Origin of the sequence: Oscillatoria sp. FACHB-1407 (genome assembly GCF_014697545.1) — a bacterium.
Taxonomy (GTDB): domain Bacteria; phylum Cyanobacteriota; class Cyanobacteriia; order Elainellales; family Elainellaceae; genus FACHB-1407.
The window spans coordinates 54,770-73,708 of record NZ_JACJSA010000026.1; the positions used below are offsets into that span (position 1 = coordinate 54,770).

Sequence of the window (18,939 nt, forward strand, 5' to 3'; positions counted from 1 at the left end):
GCAACTTTAATGAAGGATTAAAATGAGAGAAAAATTGTGTCGAAATAGGCTCTTTAAATAGAAAAATAGTAATAATAGAAGTATCAAGATGCAATTGTATCTGCTCCACGATAGCTAGGTCTAGCCATGGTCTTTTCGCACTCTAAGGAGGCGGATGGTTATGAAACCTACAAGTGTGCAGATTACAACAAATATTGATCAAGATGGCGATGGAAGAATTGATTCTCGTCACTTAACTACAACTACTTACGATCGCCAGGGGCATGAACTAACTTATGTCTCTGAGAATGATTGGAATGCTGATGGAAGAATTGATTCAGTTTACTCAACAGCTAAAACTTACGATCGCCAAGGGCGAGAATTAACGTTTATTGAAACAACTGATAATAACAATGACGGAGAAACTGATTTTCGTCATTGGATAACTAGAACCTATGATCGTCAGGGGCATGAACTAACATTCACTTTTGCATTTGATGATAACGGTGATGGGAGAGCCAATTATCTCTTGTCAACAACTAAAACTTATGATCGTCACGGGAATGAGTTAACAGTTATTAATGCAGTGGATGATGATGGGGATGGCAGTATTGATACTCGTGATTCAGTAACTAAAACCTATGATTCTCAGGGGCGTGAGTTAACGTCAGTAGCTACAACTGATTATGACAACAATGGCAGCATTGATGCTTGGTTTTCAACCACTAGAACCTACGATCGCCAAGGACATGAGTTAACTTCAGTTGATACGAATGATTTTGACGGTGATGGCAACATCAACTCTCGCTTTTCAACTACTAGAACTTACGATCGCCAAGGACATGAGTTAACTTTCGTTAGAGAGTTAGATGATGGTGCAGACGGCAGCATTGAGGCTCGCTACTCGACAACTAAAACGTATGATCGTCAAGGGCATGAGTTAACGACATTAAATACGAATGATCATGATGGCGATGGCAGGGTTGATGATCTTTATTTAACGACTAGAACCTATGATCGCTGGGGACATGAGCTAACGCTGGTTAATGCTGCTGACTTTGATGGGGATGGGCGAATCGACTCTCGTGAGTCAATGACTAAAACATACGACCGTCAGGGACATGAGTTGAGCTATGTTCAAGAATACGATTCTGATGGGGATGGGCGAATCGACTCTCGTGAGTCAATGACTAAAACATACGACCGTCAGGGACATGAGTTGACCTCTATCTCTACCGCTGATGACGACGGGGATGGAAGGCTGAATTCTCGCTACTCAACCACTAAAACCTACGACCGTCAAGGACATGAATTAACCTCTATCTCTACTGCTGATAACAACGGGGATGGAAGAATTGACTCTTCTGAATCAGTCACTAGAACCTACGATCGTCAAGGGCGTGAGTTAACCTGCACTCGTACTAACTATAACGAGAATGGAAGAATCGGTTATCGTGAGTCAGTTACTAGAACCTACGATCGCCAAGGGCATGAGTTAACGGTAGTATCTGTGCAGGATGATGCTGGTGATGGAATTATTGAGTACCGTCAATCAACAATTAACACCTATGACAGACAGGGCAATCAGCTAACATCTACCTATACAGTTGATTCTGACGGTAATGGCACTATTGATTATCTGTCTGAAACAATTTTCACGTATAACAATCTCAGCCCTGTCAGCAGAAGGACATTTAGTCAGGGGACACTTGATATGGGAGTGATTAGCTTAGGCCAACTGAATCAAGCTAGACCAGTCTCGTTTGAAGATAGATTGCCAAATCAATTCGCTGCATTAGATCCACTCCATGCCCAATTTAATAGGGTTGGTGTTTCAATTGACTTACACCCTTGAGGATAGAGCCGTTGCCGATTAGATAGTCACAAATCATAGGGTGAGCATCGCCCACAAACCCTGAAGTCAGAGCTTTTGCAAAAGGTGAGCAGTGCCACCCTACCGAGAATTGCTGTAACTGCAACAGCTTCATCCGCAAGACGGTTCAAGTATCATCATTTCCCCACTCTTCGTGACCAATTAGATCGCCAATGTGATCACGCGGCAAAAAATCATTCTCCTCCAGTTCTCGCTCAACGTCTTCCCACTCCTGTACGGGGATGTATTTGTAGAGGGTATAAATGGGCTGGTGACGGCTGACCAGATCACGTTGAACGAGATAGCGAACTTCGTCTTGAATAACAGCTAAAGAATATCGACTTGAAGATGGCATAGTTAGAAACCTCAGCGATTTCTAGCAAACAACTAATGAGAAACGAAATACCAATTAGCAAACACAGGTGCGGGTTTTGAGATCAAAGCGATAGCCATGGGGCAAGATATGCAACTTTGCATTGCACAAGGCTAGGGGTTCATCTTTGAGTAATTCGCCAACGTTGCTGTGGGTGATATCTGCCACGTCTACAACCGTGATTGAGTGTTCACCAATGACCTCAATCTCATGACCATTCACAGCGATCGCCGTGTTTTCATCAATGCCAAAGCCAATCTCGGCAGGTTGTTGAGCTACGGCTGAGAGTAACCGTCCCAGTCGTCCCCGTTGGGCAAAGTGCTGATCGATCACGACTCCCGGCAAAAAACCCATACCTCGATCCATCGTTACTACTTCCATCCGGGGATTAGTTTCTCCCTCGCCTTCCACAATCATCATATCGGGCATCATAGCGGCTCCTGCGCTGGTGCCTGCAATGACCAGTCCCTCGGCAAAGCGAGTATGCAGAATCGTATCGAGTTCGGTGTCCTTCAAACATTCGGTGATGCGGGCTTGATTGCCTCCCGTAAAGAAAACACCTGTTGCTTTTTGAATCGCCTCGATCGCTCGTGGATCACTGGCATCCTCTCGTCGGGCAGTATCTACGACTCGCACATCTTCCACACCTAACCGTTCAAACACACCGATATAGGTTTCCCCAACTTCTCCGGGCAAGCCAGTGGCAACAGTCATCACCACAATTCGAGCCTGCAATCCCCCAGCCCGTCGAACGAATTCCCGTAAAATCTTACATTCGCCTTCTTTATCCTCGGCACCCCCAATGATCATGAGTTGCCCTTGAGCGTTTAGCACCATGGTTTTATCCAAGTTTTTATAATGTATTGTCAATAAAACATGACAATCCAAGCGAAGTTAACAGCCCAAGGAAAGATCTTGAGTGAGGGGAAAGGGATGAGGGGAGTGGAGAGTGGCGCAATTTATCGCGTCTGTAAGGGGAAGGGGAGTAGGGAGTTAGGGCGTAGGGCGTGGGGAATAAACATGGCGTTGCTGAATGCAAATGCGATCGCTATACAGAAGTTTCGGTGGGAGGAGCGGTTCATGAACCGCCCATACAAAATTCACAGATTAACGTCAGTTCGGTTTAAGAGCCTGGCGAATGAATTCGCGGCTACCAGGGTTGCGAACACAAAGTTCTGCAATGTAGGGGGTTTGGAGGCTTCGCCCCCAAGCAGGGGTTCCACCCCTTCACCCCTTTCAAAACTTATTTTTTGCTGTACTAGAGCAAAGTCCACCGACACGGACTCCGGAAAATGCAGGATTTGACGAACCGACGCAGGTCGGTTTTAACCGCCGAACTCCTGATCCTGAATTCACGTTAGATTAGAGCGTCAAAGCTCCAAGAGGTTGAGCAAAATCACTCCTGATCTGCACCCGCGCATGGTTAACTATCAACTCATGCGCCTAACAAACGATCGCACTTCACGAGCCACGATTTCAGGAGCAGTTTGCACTAAATCTGCTCCGGGGTATTGGTTTATCGTGGCATCAGGAGCATTGGCATAGCCCTGATTCAACAAGACAGTTGCCCGTCCATCCTCCTCCCCTTGCAAAATCAGCAATGGGGTCTTGAGCCAACTCAGGCGATCGCTCACATATTCAGCCTGAATTTCGACCTTGCGTCGATTAAACAACAACTGACAAGCCGCAGGATGCTGTTTCAGGAGCCTTGCCTCCTGGAGCCACTGCTGAATGCGATCGCCCTGCCCCAGCCAACGCGCCACCGGAGATAGCATTCTCAGTGCCCAAATGAGTAAGGGAATGCGCGTAAACCACCAACGTTGGTGATGTGGTCTACCTCGCACGGGCAATCCTTCTGCACCCAGGAGAACCAATCCCTCAACCTGATGGGGATACTGGAGAGCATAGCTCGCTGCAACCCAACCTCCAATACCCTGCCCAATCAGATAAACGCGCCGGAGTTTCAAACTGTCCAAATACGCCGTTAAACACTCCACCTCAAACTCAATTGAATAATGAGCACGGGGGCGATCAGACTCTCCAAAACCCAACAGATCGGGAGCAAAGCAGTGAAAGTCACGCCCCAATTGTTCCATCACTGGAATCCATTCACTACCATCACTCCAGGAGTTGTGCAAAAACACCAAAACGATACCTTGACCCAGTTCACGCCAAAAAATTTGACCTTGAGGGAGAGTAAGACGAGCATTGCGAATGGGTAGAGGCATGATGGGAGGAAGGAAAAAAGAAGAGAGAAGAAGGAAAAAAGAAGAGAGAAGAAGGAAGGATAAAGGATGAAGGATAAAGGATTAAAAAGAAGAAGGCAAGGATGAGTGTTAACGATCAACTATTCGCTAATCACCATTGATTATTGACTATTAACTATTGACCATTAACTATTGACCATTGACCACTAACCATTAACTATCAACCATTAACTATTGACCATTGACCACTGACCATTAACCATTAACTATTGACCATTGACCACTAACCATTGACCATTAACTATCAACCATTAACTATTGACCATTGACCACTAACCATTGACCATTGACCACTGACCACTAACCATTCATCACTACGCCAATGTTGTTAAACCGTTGAAGTAGTCCTGCAACTGGCGATCGTGGTCGTGAGAGAGGCTACCAGCCGGAATTTCAGAGGGGGCAAAGGCTTTGACATCCTTGATTTCAAGGGTGTCTTGCACGGTCATTGACCCGTCAACTTCAGCTTCAATCACAACGCAGATTGAGTGAAATCGGGGGTCGCGATCGGGGGCTGAGTAAATACCCACTAACCGTCGAATCGCGACCAGTTTGAGTCCGGTTTCCTCTTCTAACTCCCGTTCGACCGTTGTGGGAATGTCTTCTCCCCAGTTGACCATGCCGCCAGGAAAACCCCAGCGACCATTATCTCGCCGCTGAATTAAGACAATTCGACCGTCGGGCATCACAGGAATAATGCTTGTCCCAGTCACAGGATGGCGCAAGATCAGAGCGATCGCCGCTTGTGCAAATTTCCACAACTGAATCATAGATTGGGAATGCCACTTGTAGTTTTAAAAGACGAACCACCTCAGTAGGGGCGAGATGCATTTTGTCTCATGTGATCCTTAAAGATCTCACACTTCACAAACAGCCCCGCTCCTACATCTCACGACCTGAACATGAATGCACGACTCCAATTTTACCTGCGGGTTTAGTTTGAGTCGCTCTAACAATCGGTTTAACCCAGTCGGTTTAACCCAGTTGTCAGGCGGCGAGTGCTGCTAAATCCGATAGGATTTGAGCCGCATGTTCCTCTGGTTTCACTTTCAAATACACCTTTGCAATCTTGCCATCTGGATCAATTAGAAAGGTATTGCGGCTAATGCCCATATATTCCTTACCCATGAATTTTTTCAACCCATAGCTTTCATAGGTTGTCGCCATTTGACCATCCGCATCGGTCAACAACGGAAAAGGCAAGTCAAATTTGGTTGTGAATTTGGTGTGCGATTTGGCATCGTCTGTGCTGACACCGAGCACAACCACATCTTTAGCCTGATAATCGGCATAGGCATCTCGAAACCCGCAGGCTTCTTTTGTGCATCCGGGGGTGTTGTCGCGGGGATAGAAGTACAGCACAACCCACTTGCCACGAAAATCAGATAATTGAACGGTATTGCCATTTCCGTCAGGGAGGCTAAAATCGGGGGCAGTATCGCCAGGTTGAAGTGCCATTGGTAAACCTTTTGGGATGCTAGTCAAGTATTGAAAACCAACTCTGATTGTATGGCTTCATTGCTCATCTTGTCCTATGCGAATTGCTCAGCTCTTGGTCAAGCCCGCTTTGGGAAAGCCAATGCGCCCTGTTGAAACCTTAGAGTTAAGACGAGGCTATGGCGTTGTAGGTGATGCTAACGCAGCTGTGGGCAGTCCACGCCAGATCTTGATTGTCGATGCGGTTACCTTGAATCAATTTGACCTGATGCCAGGGCAACTACGCGAGAATGTTGTCTTAGAGAGCACACCCCAACCGTTGCGATCGGGGCAGGTTTTGCAATTGGGTTCAGAGGCATTCATACGGTTAACCATCCCTTGCGAACCCTGTGCTTATTTAAATCAAATTCGCCCTGGGTTAGCCAAACAGATCCAACATCATCGAGGTTTTTTAGGAATAGTCATTCGCAGTGGGAACGTCACAGTTGGAGATGTAGCAGCCCTCACTCCCTATCAGTTTCCGGTGATTCCTGAAACGACACGCGGCAAATTTGATCAGTTTGTTGCCCGCATTCCCCCTGGCAAAGTTGTTTCAACGACTCATTTATTGTTGGCGTTGGGGTTAACGCAAAGCTATTACCGAACGTTTCCAGCTTTATTAAAGAAGTCACCGACTGATTTACCAGTACATCGTGTAGTTGCCGCAGATGGAAGCTTAATCACAAAACATATGCCCGATCAATATGAAGCATTACAAAACGAAGGTGTAAAAGTGGTGGATAACCGAGTTAGCCCTGACCACTTTTGGGAAGCGATCGCGTTTCATGAACTGGGTGATTTTTGAACATATTGGCTATCAATTGAAAGTGTGAATTTTTTGTATAGTTTTAATGCAAAACAACTCCTTGAAAGTAGGTTAAGGATAAATTTATAGTTTGAAAATCACATTAATTACACCGAATATCCCCCTAAATTGATCCAATTGAAAGAGGAAGCTGTGGTGTATTGAGGAACTAAAGCATGACTACAACTAGAAGGCGTTCATCTTCTCCCAGTGTGGTGGCGAAGACATCGATTGAACAGGCAACTTCAGCATTGAACGAGTTGCCAGAAAAACCCAAAGATATTTGGTCGTTGAAAGAAGCGGTTGAGTTTATGCAAGAGTCGATTACGGCGGCTCTTGATCGAGGATACAGTCACGAAGAAGTGGCTGGTATGTTGAGCAAAAGCGGCGTAGATATTCGGGCGGCATCACTGAAGTATTATCTGTCTGCACTCAAGCGCGATCAAGAAACAACCGCTAAACCCAAAACGAGACGTCCTCGCAGAACCAAAGCCGAGAAAGCGGCGGCGGCGGCTCTTGAATCTGCGGCAACAACAACCCTTCCAGTTCAACCTGCCTCCACTGAAGTTGCAGCTGAGGCATCCACCTCTGCATCTCTCAATGGAGCAACTGCCGAGTCAGCAACTCCTGCGGAAGCTCCTGCTAAAAAGCGTACTCGTTCCACAACGGGCAGTCGCACAAAAGCAGATGCAAAAACCAAAACCGCTGCTAAAACGAAGACTCCAACCGGGGCAAAATCGAGAACAGCCGCAAAGCCCAAGACAGCTTCAAGCAAAACCACTAAAGCAAGCGCAACTCAAGCAAGCGCAGCTAAGGCGACTAAGACAACTCCCACTCGTCGCCGCAAAAAGCTTGATGCATCAGCGGAATAGGAGCAGTGCTCAGGCAACTGCTTTGCCAACAGGTTTCTGATGGTAATTCTGTTTTATGTTGCCTGTTTAAGGCTGCCTGTTTGATTGTGAAGATTGTCTAGCAGACCAAATAACCTGGCGATCGCTAAGTTAGGATAGCCCTGAAATTGCTCTAGTCAGGTTAGGAATCGTCTCGTGAAGCGAATCAGAGTTTGGAAAAAGGCGTTCGCTGTTTTTGTGTCGGTTGTTTCCACATTGGGAATCAAGTTGCCTGTCGGGGCAACAGCACTCACGATTTCCCAATCTGACTCCACTGACCCCCCTGCGGGAGAGGATGTGCCCCTGGCACAGGCATGTCCTGAAGGGCAAACTCGCCAACTCTATGCCAGAGTAACAACCCGTGATCCAAATGGGTCGCTCAATATTCGGTCACGTCCCAGTACAGGTGGAGCGGTGATTGGGTCTGTTCCTAATCGCTGGGAAGTGGTGGTGATTGAGCGGGAGCCGAGTGGACAGTGGGCAAGAATCACCAGTCATTGGGGTGATCCCCATCCCTATGGCTTTGGTTCGGCTCCAGACTTTCGTGAGGGCTGGGTTTCTGCATCGTTTTTGCGCACCCTAGGGCGGTTCTGTGACAAGCCCTCTGATCCTTACAGCTTGATCCAGCCAGAGTTGTTTGGCGATCGCACAGTCGTCGTTCAAGACGATTGGTTAGAAACAGCGGATCACATTGTCGCTCATCTCGATCGCTAATTCATGGCTAATTTATTCAAACATTCCACCGTTGAAGATTTGATTGAAAAAGTCCGACTTCGACCAGGAATGTACTTCTACAAGCCATCTTTGACTGGGTTGTGGGGCTTGTTGTGCGCTTATGAAGCAGCCGTATATGAACACGATGTACCGACATCGGAACGGCTTGATTGCACACTTTTAGATGAATTTGATGATTGGTTACGACACCAGTTTGGCATGGGAAATGCGATCGGATGGTATCTCTTCATCATGCATCAAACCCAGTCTGAGCAAGAAGCATGGGAGCGATTTCTGGAACTATGGGACACATTTCGGAAAGACTGATAATGCCCATGACCCATGACCATTGACCATTGACCATTCACCATTGACTACTGACCATTCACCATTCACCATTCACCATTCACCATTGACTACTGACCATTCACCATTCACCATTCACCATTCACCATTGACTACTGACCATTCACCATTCACCATTCACCATTCACCATTGACTACTGACCATTCACCATTCACCATTCACCATTCACCATTGACTACTGACCATTCACCAATAACCATTGACCATTCACCATTGACTACTGACCATTGACTACTGACCATTGACCATTGACCATTCACCAATAACCATTCACCATTCACCATTGACTACTGACCATTGACCATTGACCATTGACTATTGACTAGTCACCATCATGGATACAACAACGGTTGAGCGATTGCGACCGATCTTAGAGTGTGCAGCAACCGTTCCCGGATATCGCGATCGCTTTCAGTCAGCAGGTTTGCTTCGAGAGAACGCTGCATCGGATGGCTCCCTATTGGTGGCGAATTGGCAACAGGCATTTCTCAATTTGCAACCGTTGGATCGAGCGACGGTACGAAACCAACCGGGGGCATTTTTAGCCAACGCAACGGACGTGGTGTATCGAGGGGTCACCAGCGGCACACAGGGGCGATCGCTCATTTACTTCGCAGGAGAGGAGTGGAACGCAGCCCGACTGCAATCTCGTCAGCGTTTCCTTGCCTGGTGGGGAATCACAGATGAAATTCCCATTCTCAATGTCGCCAGTCGATTATTTCCATTGCGCCCGATGGATGGAGCACTGATTGGCACCTTGACCCCACCATTTATTTATCAACTGCTCGATCAATTAGCCATTCGCCCAACAGCCCTGCGAGGATACCCCAGTCGGTTGTGTGAGGTGGCAGTGCAGTTGAGGCGTACTCGACTTCCCCCGGTTGTGGCAGTGATCTGCACTGGAGAGCGTTTGTATGGGCAACAGCGATCGCTCCTGGAGCAGGTGTTTTGCGCCCCTGTTGTGGATGAATATGGGTGTCAGGAGACGGGTATCTCTGGGCTGACCTGCCCCGAAGGTGGACGTTTGCATTTAGACAACACCCGCTGCCTTTATGAGGTTGTAAATGGGCAGTTGCTCACTACGGATTTGTTGAATCAGGTAATGCCGATGGTGCGCTATGACTGTGGCGATCGCCTGGTGATTGACCCTGAACCCTGTTCCTGCGGTCGTCCTGGGCTAACGGCTACAGTGCTAGGACGAGTCGAGGATACAATTCATACCAGCACCGGAGCACAGTTGGCGGGTGCTATCTCAATGCCTGCGTTTGATGGCATCTGCCAATATCGGGTCGTGCAACGGGATGACTCCCATCTGACTCTGTTTGTGCAACCACAGCATGAGTCATACCAGTTGGATAACTTAGTCAATTGGGTACAAGCAACATTTGGTGAGGTTGCGGCTCAGGTCATTATTGAAAAGCCTCCACTTTTAAACGCAGAACCTATCCCTGAGTGTGATGAGTTGACCTGGATACAAGCCATCACGCAGGGCAGTTGGGCACAGTGGATGAAGCAACCTGCCATACCGACAGGCTCAGCCCAGGGTTTGGCGGAGTTGTGGCGCGAGTTGGTCAACCCACCCGTGATCGTAAATCAGGGCGTGTCGCCAACAGCAGGGCGATTATTGCAACAGGTGATCGACAGTGCAGCGGACACAGACAGCACCATAGAGTGGATCAAAGTGAGACTGCTTTTGTTTGCGTGCAGCGTTTTATCCACTTCAGGAACGGCAGTATATCAGCAGGCGATCGCACGACTGCACACTCTCTTGCAACGCCAAACGTTGAGCCAACAACAGCAAGCTCTTTTGCACCTCGATCGCTTGATTCCCTCGCTCTATCTGCCCAATGGAGCGGAGATCTGGGCTGAACCGCTGCCGTCCTTCACGCCATTAGATACTTTTGCAGTGCATCACCTGCTGCAAGCGTTGGAATCCGCAGCACAAATGGCGATCGCTCAGGGTCGGTTGCCCCGGTTGCGACCGTTGTTGTCGGTCTTAATCGGTGATTTTCAATTTTTTGCACCCCAATTTGGCGTGTGGTTGTTGGCATATTGGTTTGCATGGTTGCGAGAACAGCCTGTTCCCGGTGAGGTTCCTGCTCCCACTGATCCGTTTGCTCAAGCCTGGCTAGATTGGCGACACTTGCCTGCTCACCCTACTGACGGAGAACGGCTTCGCCTCGCTGCACTGTCAGTTTTAGAAGCCACGGTGCGATCGCCCCTGGAACAGACACGGGTTGTTATAGAGCGGGGATATGCTCAGCTTTTACAGCAACAACCACTTGACCCAGAAACGTGGTTACCGCAGGTGCAAAGCCACGTCGGGAAGATGAGTGAACGTCCTGCCAATCTAACGGCATGGGCACCCATTCTCAAAGCATTGGCGCGATCGCTCATGTCAGCCAACCAGCGAGCATTAGCCTATCAATGCCTGGTAGCCGCCACCACACCCACATCAAAGGGGTCAGCGTTTGAGCGATTAGCCGCAGGGGTGAACGGGAAACAAGTCATTCTCGGATGCAAGAGTGGGCAGTAGAAAGGGGAGAGTAGGGAGTGGAGAGTTTGCGTTAGCATTCGGATGATTCCACCATGAAACAGAAAGCTACTTTAATTACGAATGCCACGAATGGTAGTGACATCAGCGGTGACATCGATGGTCTAACCTCGTTGCCTGTATCAGAGTGGCTAGAGGTCACGCAAGTTCTGACTCCTGCGGAGATACAGGCTCATGTCACCTCTATTCGCAACGATGTTGTGATCTATCTGCCTAACCCTCATACCCTGTCAGGTCAGATGGCAATTCCTCTCATGCCGTCTTCCCCATTTCTGATGCCCTGGTTTCCAGCCTCGCCATTGCCCACTGAAACTGCGATCGCAAACTCCAATGAGATCGTTGCATGGATTGCTTCCACCTGTTTAGTACAACAGGCGGTGCCGCAGTTGCAGCCTTCAGACTGGACAGTGCTCCGCTTGGCTGAGGTGTTAGAGCGGGCGAGCATTCCTTTTGATTGGGCAACCGTGAGCGCACTGCCGCTAACGGATATGCAACGGGAGTTAGGGAGCAGGGATTGGCAGGATCAGGATCATCGCTCCGCCAAGGATATCCAAGATCGGTCTGTGTTAGCCCTGGTGCCTCATTACCGCTGTGAAGCGTGGTTGTCTCGTTGTTTGCGATCGCTCCTGGCTCAGACGCGCCCACCCGATGCAATTGTGGTGATTGACGATGCCTCTAATCGTCCTCCAATCGGGATTGTAGAGCAGTTTCCCAACGTCACTCTGCTTGCTGCGCCCGATCGCGTGGGTCCCTATCGGCTGATTCAACAGGTGATCCATGACACCCATTATTGGGGGTATGTGTTTCAAGATGCGGATGATTGGTCAAGTTGCGATCGCCTCCAATCCTTGTTGGCTCTGGCATTGGCTACCGGGGCTGAATTGGTGGGAACTCAAGAAATACGAATCGATGAGGAGGCTCAACGGTTAACGGCGGTGAATTATCCGCTTGATGCAAACGCGGCTCTAGCCACCAAACCGGGACATCCCCTATTGCATCCCACCAGTTTTGTCACTCGCGATCTGGTGCAACGCCTCGGAGGATTTGCCACTGGACTGCACTTTGGTGGAGACACCGAGTTTTTGTTGCGGGCGGTGTGGGTCGCTAAAGTCGTGAATCTCCCCAGTTACAGCTACTTTCGACGTAAGCGTTCTCACTCTCTGACAACCGCTCCTGACACTGGGTTGGAGTCTTCGGCACGGCAAGCGTTATTACGCCAACTGAAACAGCAGGCGATCGCTCGTCAAGCTGCATTTGCATCCGGAGAACCCCCGGATCTGAGTCCGATCGCCACAGCTCCAGCAATTCAGTTAAACCACATCACAGGTCCACCGCTCAATTGTTCAGCCTCACCTGTATCGAGAGGATAGATTGCCTTAAGGTATAGGGAATGGTATCTGGGCTACTGGTTAATGACGTTCATCCCTGTAATTGCTGCAACACAAGACCACGGAGCCGTTGCCGGACTGGTGACGATTTTGATCATTCTGCTGTTGGTTGCAACAGGAGTGGCACTGCTGTCTCGCCGCCTGCGACTGCCCTATGTCACGGGATTGGTGTTAGCCGGATTGGCGATCGCTGACTTGTTGCCAGAGCGCATTGGACTCGATTCGGCGTTGATTCTCAATTTGTTTCTGCCGATTCTGCTGTTTGAGGCAGCGATTAACACCGACCTCAGCCGTTTGCGAAGTACGGTTAAACCTGTGTCACTGTTAGCGGGTCCAGGCGTCATTCTCTGTGCTGGAATAACCGCGATCGCCCTGAAGTTTACGCTCGGTTGGAATTGGATTCAAGTCCTGATTCTGGGTGTGATTCTGGCAATTACCGATACCGTCTCAGTGATTGCGGTCTTCAAGGAGGTTAACGTACCATCACGCCTCTCAACCATTGTGGAAGGAGAGAGCCTGTTTAATGACGGCATGGCGTTGGTCTTATTCAGCCTGATCTTGCAGGCACATGCCACTGGCTCTATTACCGTAGCCGACAGCATCCAGCAATTTTTGCTCGTGATTGCGGGTGGAGCATTACTGGGACTGATTTTGGGCTATCTCAGTGCAGAACTGTTTTCTCGCTCCGATGATCCCCTGAGTGGCATCTTGCTAACGGTGGCACTGGCGTTAGGGGCGTTTCAAGCGGCGGAGTCAATTCACGTCTCCGGTGTGGTGACGGTCGTGGTCGCTGGATTGGTGGTCGGCAACACTGGCTTGACCCGCCGATTTTCTGCCTCTAGCCGCATCACTCTCTACAGCTTTTGGGAATATGCCGGGTTTGGGGTCAACACCTTTATCTTTTTGCTGATTGGGTTAGAGATCAACTTAACCACCCTGTGGCAAACACTGCCTGCGGTACTCGTGGCGATCGCGGCTTATCAGGTGGGGCGGTTGCTGTCAGTCTATCCCTTACTGGCAATCCTGCAACGGTTCGATCGCCCTATTCCCCTCCGCTGGCAACATGTCCTGTTTCTGGGCAACATCAAAGGTTCGCTCTCAATGGCGTTAGCACTCAGCCTCCCGGCAACGCTCAGCGGTCGCGGCGACCTGATCGCGCTGGTCTATGGAACCGTGTTGCTATCCCTGATTGGGCAGGGATTGAGCCTCCCCTGGTTGGTGAAACAGCTAAACATTAGCCCAGTTCCCGCATCACTACAACAAGTTGAGGAGTTGCAGGCGCAGCTCATCACCGCCAAAGCTGCACAGGACACGCTAGACGAGTTACTCAAAAATGGCATTTTGCCAAAAGCCGTCTACGAAGAAATGCGATCGCGTTATCAGGTACAGGTCGCAAAGTCTGAGAAATTACTCCGAGAGCATTACAACCTGCGCTCTGATCCTGGAGCCATCGAAAAGAGCGATCGCCCCAAGTTAGACGCGATTCGGCGACAGTTGTTACTGGCTGAAAAAGGTGCTTTGAATCAGGCATTGCGACGACGGGTGATCTCAGACACCGTGGGGCGATCGCAATTACAAAAGATAGATGAGCAGTTGCTCAGCTTAGAGGACGACTAGCTTTTGCCTCCCATTGCCTTTTCGTAAGGCAATCAGTTTGCAACTCGTCGATTACCCTTCATTGCAGGCATCAAAAAAGCTAACCACTTGGTGCATCGAACCGGGTTTTGTGACCAACAGAATCGTTGAACCTGCCTCTAACAATGTGTTGCCGTTTGGAATCACTAGATTGTCATGTAAGTGATGTTGATAGCCAATGATGAGCGAATCACTGGGAAACCGAGAATCTTGAGCAATTTGGGCAACACTACGTCCCACCACCGGGCACTTGGCAGGAACCGCCAGTTTTAACACTTCAATCTGCCCCTGCTCAAAATGCATCATCGACTCCACCTGGGGATATTCGATCGCATTTGCCATGGTTGAAACAGCCAGGTCGATCGCATTCACCACCATCGTTGCCCCCGCAATCCGGTATGGCTCTGCAAAATCCCGATGACGCATCCGCACCACGATCTGAGGCACACCATAGTGCTTTGCCAGCGTCACCATAGCCAAATTCAGAGCATCGTCCCGCAGCACCGCCGCCAGTGCATCCGCTTTGCGAACGCCCGCCTCCAGTAACACGTCTGTGCTGACAGCACTACCTTCAAATGCCATCACACCTAACTGATCCCGCGCATAGCGACAGGCGGCAGGGTCAACATCAATCATCGCCACTGTATGCCCCAGGTCTACTAACTTTTGCGCCAGGTTAATCCCAACTAATCCGGCTCCACCAATCAGGACATACATAGGGTTCTCCTCAATCAGCACTTAGCTATTAATATAGCCTTTACACTTGTTTGAGCCGATATCCCAACCCGTGAACGGTTTCAATAAAGTCTTCTGGTGCTCCGGCAAGTTTGAGCTTTTGCCGCAGGCTCTTGATATGCGCTTTCACAGTGTCTTCTTCAGGAGGCTCCGCCAGTGACCACACTCGCTCGATCATCAAAGCTCGACTCAGCACACGCCGACCGTTTGAGAGCAGCAATTCTAAAATAGAGAACTCTTTTGGAGTCAGCCGCAGGGGGCGATCGCCATAGACCACTTCAAAAGTGCTGGAATTGAGCCGCAAGCTGCCCCACTGCGACACCGACATCGAGCCAGAACTGCCTCCGCGCCGCAATAGTGCTCGTACTCGTGCCAGCAACTCTGGTAGATCAAAGGGTTTCACAACATAGTCATCGGCTCCCGCATCTAACCCAGCAATTTTGTCAGCACTGGTATCGCGAGCCGTCAGCATCAACAACGGAAAATGATAACCCTGCATTCGCATCCGCTGACACAGGCTCATCCCATCTAGTTTAGGCAGGGTGACATCCAGCAACACCAAATCATAGGGTAAGGTTGTCACTTGCTCCCACCCTGCTTCTCCATCTCGCGCCACATCGACCACATAACGTTGGTCGCTGAGTGCCTCCGACAAAGCATCCCCTAACTTGGCATCGTCTTCAACTAAGAGAATTCGCATAAGTCAGCCCCGAAACCAAAATTTGAATTGTCAGCCTGCATCTACAGCGGCTTACACAAACAGTTTGCATAACAGCCCATCACCAACAGACCTGCCACTTTCCGAATCAGAAGCCGAGCCAAACCAGATGAACCTAGGGAATGTCTGAGAAGTTTTTGGCGGTTAAAACCGCGACTACAAGAACAAAGTCCACCGTTGCGGACTCAAACCAATTCAGGCTCTCCGTAACCTGTGGAGGCAGGTTTTGCGCTTGTAACTGCGACTTTAGTCGCTGCTTTTAAGACACTCTCTTAGCTCCGATCGCCTCTCGATAGAACCTGCTGTAATTTGCGGGATTTGTAATTTAGATTGCGTTGAGTTAGAGACAACCGCTGTGCAATTGGATACCTTATTGTTGAGTAGCTTACACTCGTTGCAAAACTTTACAGATTTGTCACCCCCATCTGTGTCTTGAGACAACTTAGTGGATTTAATCAATTCGCAAACTGTACAGGCGGGTTGAGTAGACCTATCTGCACCCTGCAATGGATTTGACGGTAACCCCTGCCCTAACCCAACATCAAACCCCCTAAACCCATCCTTGACGCCGCTATAAACCCTAATTTTTGCCATACTGGATCAGGGTTACAGCCTTGACCCATCCCCTGTTGTTCCTGTTTTGGTTATGCCCAGTCTTTACACAGAAATTGAGATCAATGCTCCCAGAGCGGTGGTCTGGCAAGCTTTGCTACGTAAGGAAGACTGGTTGCATTGGAACACTTTTCTGTTCGATCGCTCTCCCAATCAAAAATTTGAACGGGGGCGATCGCTCCTTTTATCGTTGCGGCGAGTCGCTGGCGAAGAAGAAACCGAGTTTGAGGCCAAAATCATTCAAGTCCAACCCGATGTCTGCTTGCGATGGGTTTCAACCGCACCGGGGTTTCGCAACGAACAGATCTTTGAGTTGCAAGATGTTGGTCGGGGGTGGACTAAATACACCCATCGAGAACAGTTTTCAGGGCTAGTCACTCGGCTCGCCCTGCCTTTCATTCGGCAGGATGAACAGCAGGGACTCAAACGAATGGCACGAGAGCTAAAACAGCACGCTGAGTTTTTAAGCCGTTAGTTTGCTTGAATACCTAACCAGAGTTTGGATAAGGCTTTTGGCAGTCGAAACCGCAGCTATAAGAGCAAAACCGACCTGCGTCGGTTCGTCAAATCCTGCATTTTCCGGAGTCCGCGTCGGCGGACTTCGCTCTAGTAGCCGCGAATTCATTCGCCGGGCTCTCAAACCGAACTGACGTTAATTGAGAAAAGACGTTCGGCGAATTGATTCGCCAGATACTCAACCCGACTTGACATGACTGAAGGACAAACCGACTCAGCCATACCCTTTGAGGCTGACCCATAAAACAAACCCTATTCAAGATGGAAACCATCCTAAATAGGGCTGAGTTATTTATAAAAGTGGTTTCTAATTACAAACCGAGTTGATTGCCCCGTCTGTATTGCAGATAGGCAGCCACAAACAACCCCGCCAACGTGATTGGGATCAAACCCAACACAATTCCTGAAAGTAAAGGTTCTACCACAGCTTATATCTCCGTATCACTATCAGGATCTTATCAAACTACAACCGCTTTCTCGGCATGCAGAGCAAGTTCTCGTAAGGGTTATCCGTCCTGGTGAAAAGCCAGGAGTAAGGAAAGAAAACGAAACGACGGAAAGGGCAGGTCGGCGATTGACCTATAGAAATCTCTCTCATAGAAGAGTTTAATTTTTTTATATTTTTCTAATAATTGCAGGATGACCCCTGGGAACCGCTTAAAACCCAGGTAAATCGCCAGGGAACTGCAAAAAAAGAGAGGTTTAGACCTCAACCCAGAGAAGCAGACTTGCTTACCTTGAGCTAAAAAACTTAAATTAAGTTATAAATTGAAAAGCTATATACATTTGTGTTTTGACTAGAGAACTTTTGGATAATCAGCTTACAGATAAAGACATCTCAATTCAGAGATGGATTTTAATCGGCTTGGCGGTGCTGCTCACCGTCATCCTGGTTGTTTTTGGTGTCCATCAATTTCGATATTCTGACCCTTATGTAAAAAGTGTGCTGTCCAGACAGGGTGATGTGGATCAGGGAAGATTTATCTTTCAAATGAATTGCTCTAGCTGCCACGGCATTTATGGCGATGGTCAGGTTGGTCCCAGTCTGCGCCACGTCTCATCTCGCAAGTCTAGCCTGGGTTTAATTCATCAAGTGACTAGCGGTGAAACTCCACCCATGCCTCAGTTTCAACCCTCTCCACAGGAAATGGCAGACTTATTGAAGTATCTCGAAAGTCTTTAGGTTTGGTGGCTCAATAGAGTGGGGCGATCGCTCTTAATTTTGTTCTTCCCGTCCTTTCATCTCACGAACCCCGCATGGGCGACAGGGCGTACCTTTACAAACCTGTCCAGCAGGTAAACTGCTAAACACACTACTCCGAGCACCAACGACTGTATTTGCCCCAATTTCAACTCCGGGTGCAACAAAGCAATCGGTTGCAACCCAGGCACCGTTACCCACTTTGATCGGGGCAGTCTTGAGCCTAAATGCCGGGTCTTGGATATCATGACTCCCCGTGCAGAGGTAGGTTTTTTGCGAAATGACGCAGTGCTGCCCGATTTGAATCTGGTCGAGGCTGTAAAACACCACATCATCGCCAATCCAGCTATAGTCGCCAATCTCTACCTTCCAGGGGTAGGTGAATCGTGCGGTTGGACGGATCACCACACCCTGCCCAATACGTGCCCCAAACAACTTGAGCAGAAACCGCCGAGGTGCATGGGCGGAGTGGGGCGTGAGGGGAAAGGCGATCGCCTGCACCAACCACCACAACAATACAACCCATCCCGATCGCCCCCGGTCATACCAGGATTGGTCATATTGCCGCAAATCAACCCAGGCTTCATCAGGTGTAACTGCTTTTGAAGCATCTGCGGAATTATTTACAGATGGAGGAATAGAATCGGACATAGAGCCATTCTCATTTGCATTACCCATACTGTTACGTAAGGGCTAAGAGTTGATTTGTAGATGATTGTTTCAATCCCCCTAAATCCCCCTTGAAAAGGGGGACTTCAGACTTTTGTTTGGGTTTTCCCCTTGTTAAGGGGGGTATGGGGGGATCAAGGACTAGCAGATGTTTCGGAACTTAAAGA

The 18,939-nt window shown here is 49.0% G+C and carries 21 protein-coding genes; 10 read left to right on the forward strand and 11 right to left on the reverse strand.

Going from position 1 to position 18,939, the window contains the following annotated elements; all coding sequences use genetic code 11:
- Nucleotides 1-160: 160 nt before the first annotated feature.
- On the forward strand, nucleotides 161-1,834 hold the full coding sequence (locus H6G89_RS29465) for a hypothetical protein (RefSeq protein ID WP_190513460.1): 1,674 nt from the start codon (nucleotides 161-163) through the stop codon (nucleotides 1,832-1,834).
- A 145-nt stretch (nucleotides 1,835-1,979) separates the two neighbouring features.
- Here the strand turns inward: H6G89_RS29465 and H6G89_RS29470 are convergent, their stop codons facing one another.
- The 5 genes from H6G89_RS29470 to bcp all read right to left on the reverse strand — a co-directional run bounded on the left by H6G89_RS29470 (nucleotide 1,980) and on the right by bcp (nucleotide 5,950).
- A complete protein-coding gene (locus tag H6G89_RS29470; RefSeq protein ID WP_199336998.1) occupies nucleotides 1,980-2,207 on the reverse strand; it encodes a DUF4327 family protein in 228 nt (75 codons plus the stop codon).
- A 54-nt stretch (nucleotides 2,208-2,261) separates the two neighbouring features.
- Entirely contained in the window at nucleotides 2,262-3,062 is an 801-nt protein-coding gene (locus H6G89_RS29475; protein WP_190513462.1) for a cyanophycinase, read from the reverse strand.
- Nucleotides 3,063-3,655: 593 nt separating this feature from the next.
- Nucleotides 3,656-4,453 (reverse strand): alpha/beta fold hydrolase, encoded by a 798-nt coding sequence (locus H6G89_RS29480; RefSeq protein ID WP_190513464.1) that lies wholly within the window; start codon nucleotides 4,451-4,453, stop codon nucleotides 3,656-3,658.
- A gap of 353 nt (nucleotides 4,454-4,806) precedes the next feature.
- The gene (locus H6G89_RS29485) at nucleotides 4,807-5,262 is read right to left on the reverse strand and encodes an NUDIX hydrolase (RefSeq protein WP_190513466.1); all 456 of its coding nucleotides are present in this window, start codon (nucleotides 5,260-5,262) and stop codon (nucleotides 4,807-4,809) included.
- A gap of 217 nt (nucleotides 5,263-5,479) precedes the next feature.
- Nucleotides 5,480-5,950, reverse strand: coding sequence for a thioredoxin-dependent thiol peroxidase (bcp, locus tag H6G89_RS29490; protein ID WP_190513469.1), 471 nt, complete (start codon nucleotides 5,948-5,950; stop codon nucleotides 5,480-5,482).
- Nucleotides 5,951-6,026: 76 nt separating this feature from the next.
- Between bcp and H6G89_RS29495 the strand changes: the two genes are divergently transcribed.
- From H6G89_RS29495 to H6G89_RS29510, 4 genes are all read left to right on the forward strand, one after another.
- Entirely contained in the window at nucleotides 6,027-6,773 is a 747-nt protein-coding gene (locus tag H6G89_RS29495; RefSeq protein WP_190513471.1) for an MOSC domain-containing protein, read from the forward strand.
- Between the two features lie 176 nt (nucleotides 6,774-6,949).
- Complete coding sequence (locus H6G89_RS29500; protein ID WP_190513473.1) at nucleotides 6,950-7,645, forward strand: hypothetical protein; 696 nt, start codon at nucleotides 6,950-6,952, stop codon at nucleotides 7,643-7,645.
- A gap of 174 nt (nucleotides 7,646-7,819) precedes the next feature.
- Nucleotides 7,820-8,377, forward strand: a complete 558-nt coding sequence (locus H6G89_RS29505) for an SH3 domain-containing protein (RefSeq protein ID WP_190513475.1) — start codon at nucleotides 7,820-7,822, stop codon at nucleotides 8,375-8,377.
- A 3-nt stretch (nucleotides 8,378-8,380) separates the two neighbouring features.
- Nucleotides 8,381-8,704 (forward strand): hypothetical protein, encoded by a 324-nt coding sequence (locus H6G89_RS29510; protein WP_190513477.1) that lies wholly within the window; start codon nucleotides 8,381-8,383, stop codon nucleotides 8,702-8,704.
- 198 nt (nucleotides 8,705-8,902) lie between these two features.
- Here H6G89_RS29510 and H6G89_RS35965 read toward each other — a convergent pair whose 3' ends face one another.
- On the reverse strand, nucleotides 8,903-9,028 hold the full coding sequence (locus H6G89_RS35965) for a hypothetical protein (protein WP_255519539.1): 126 nt from the start codon (nucleotides 9,026-9,028) through the stop codon (nucleotides 8,903-8,905).
- A 50-nt stretch (nucleotides 9,029-9,078) separates the two neighbouring features.
- On the opposite strand from H6G89_RS35965, the gene H6G89_RS29515 reads away from it, so the two are divergent.
- From H6G89_RS29515 to H6G89_RS29525, 3 genes are read left to right on the forward strand one after another with little or no spacing between them, the layout of a single operon-like run.
- Entirely contained in the window at nucleotides 9,079-11,280 is a 2,202-nt protein-coding gene (locus H6G89_RS29515; protein WP_190513479.1) for a hypothetical protein, read from the forward strand.
- A gap of 53 nt (nucleotides 11,281-11,333) precedes the next feature.
- Complete coding sequence (locus H6G89_RS29520) at nucleotides 11,334-12,668, forward strand: glycosyltransferase family 2 protein (RefSeq protein WP_190513481.1); 1,335 nt, start codon at nucleotides 11,334-11,336, stop codon at nucleotides 12,666-12,668.
- A gap of 42 nt (nucleotides 12,669-12,710) precedes the next feature.
- On the forward strand, nucleotides 12,711-14,303 hold the full coding sequence (locus tag H6G89_RS29525) for a cation:proton antiporter (protein ID WP_190513483.1): 1,593 nt from the start codon (nucleotides 12,711-12,713) through the stop codon (nucleotides 14,301-14,303).
- 51 nt (nucleotides 14,304-14,354) lie between these two features.
- Here the strand turns inward: H6G89_RS29525 and H6G89_RS29530 are convergent, their stop codons facing one another.
- Both H6G89_RS29530 and H6G89_RS29535 read right to left on the reverse strand, forming a co-directional pair.
- Nucleotides 14,355-15,038, reverse strand: coding sequence for a potassium channel family protein (locus tag H6G89_RS29530; protein ID WP_190513485.1), 684 nt, complete (start codon nucleotides 15,036-15,038; stop codon nucleotides 14,355-14,357).
- Between the two features lie 40 nt (nucleotides 15,039-15,078).
- A complete protein-coding gene (locus H6G89_RS29535) occupies nucleotides 15,079-15,756 on the reverse strand; it encodes a response regulator transcription factor (RefSeq protein ID WP_190513487.1) in 678 nt (225 codons plus the stop codon).
- 664 nt (nucleotides 15,757-16,420) lie between these two features.
- Here H6G89_RS29535 and H6G89_RS29540 point away from each other — a divergent pair.
- The gene (locus H6G89_RS29540) at nucleotides 16,421-16,861 is read left to right on the forward strand and encodes an SRPBCC domain-containing protein (protein WP_190513489.1); all 441 of its coding nucleotides are present in this window, start codon (nucleotides 16,421-16,423) and stop codon (nucleotides 16,859-16,861) included.
- Here H6G89_RS29540 and H6G89_RS29545 read toward each other — a convergent pair.
- Together H6G89_RS29545 and petG are read right to left on the reverse strand one after the other, a co-directional pair.
- Nucleotides 16,850-17,011, reverse strand: coding sequence for a hypothetical protein (locus H6G89_RS29545; RefSeq protein WP_190513491.1), 162 nt, complete (start codon nucleotides 17,009-17,011; stop codon nucleotides 16,850-16,852). The genes H6G89_RS29540 and H6G89_RS29545 overlap by 12 nt on opposite strands.
- A 202-nt stretch (nucleotides 17,012-17,213) precedes the next feature.
- Nucleotides 17,214-17,327 (reverse strand): cytochrome b6-f complex subunit V, encoded by a 114-nt coding sequence (gene petG / locus H6G89_RS29550; RefSeq protein ID WP_190431032.1) that lies wholly within the window; start codon nucleotides 17,325-17,327, stop codon nucleotides 17,214-17,216.
- A 383-nt stretch (nucleotides 17,328-17,710) separates the two neighbouring features.
- On the opposite strand from petG, the gene H6G89_RS29555 reads away from it, so the two are divergent.
- Nucleotides 17,711-18,085, forward strand: a complete 375-nt coding sequence (locus H6G89_RS29555) for a c-type cytochrome (RefSeq protein WP_190513493.1) — start codon at nucleotides 17,711-17,713, stop codon at nucleotides 18,083-18,085.
- Between the two features lie 33 nt (nucleotides 18,086-18,118).
- Here the strand turns inward: H6G89_RS29555 and hpsU are convergent, their stop codons facing one another.
- Nucleotides 18,119-18,754 (reverse strand): hormogonium polysaccharide biosynthesis acetyltransferase HpsU, encoded by a 636-nt coding sequence (hpsU, locus tag H6G89_RS29560; RefSeq protein WP_190513495.1) that lies wholly within the window; start codon nucleotides 18,752-18,754, stop codon nucleotides 18,119-18,121.
- Nucleotides 18,755-18,939: the final 185 nt, after the last annotated feature.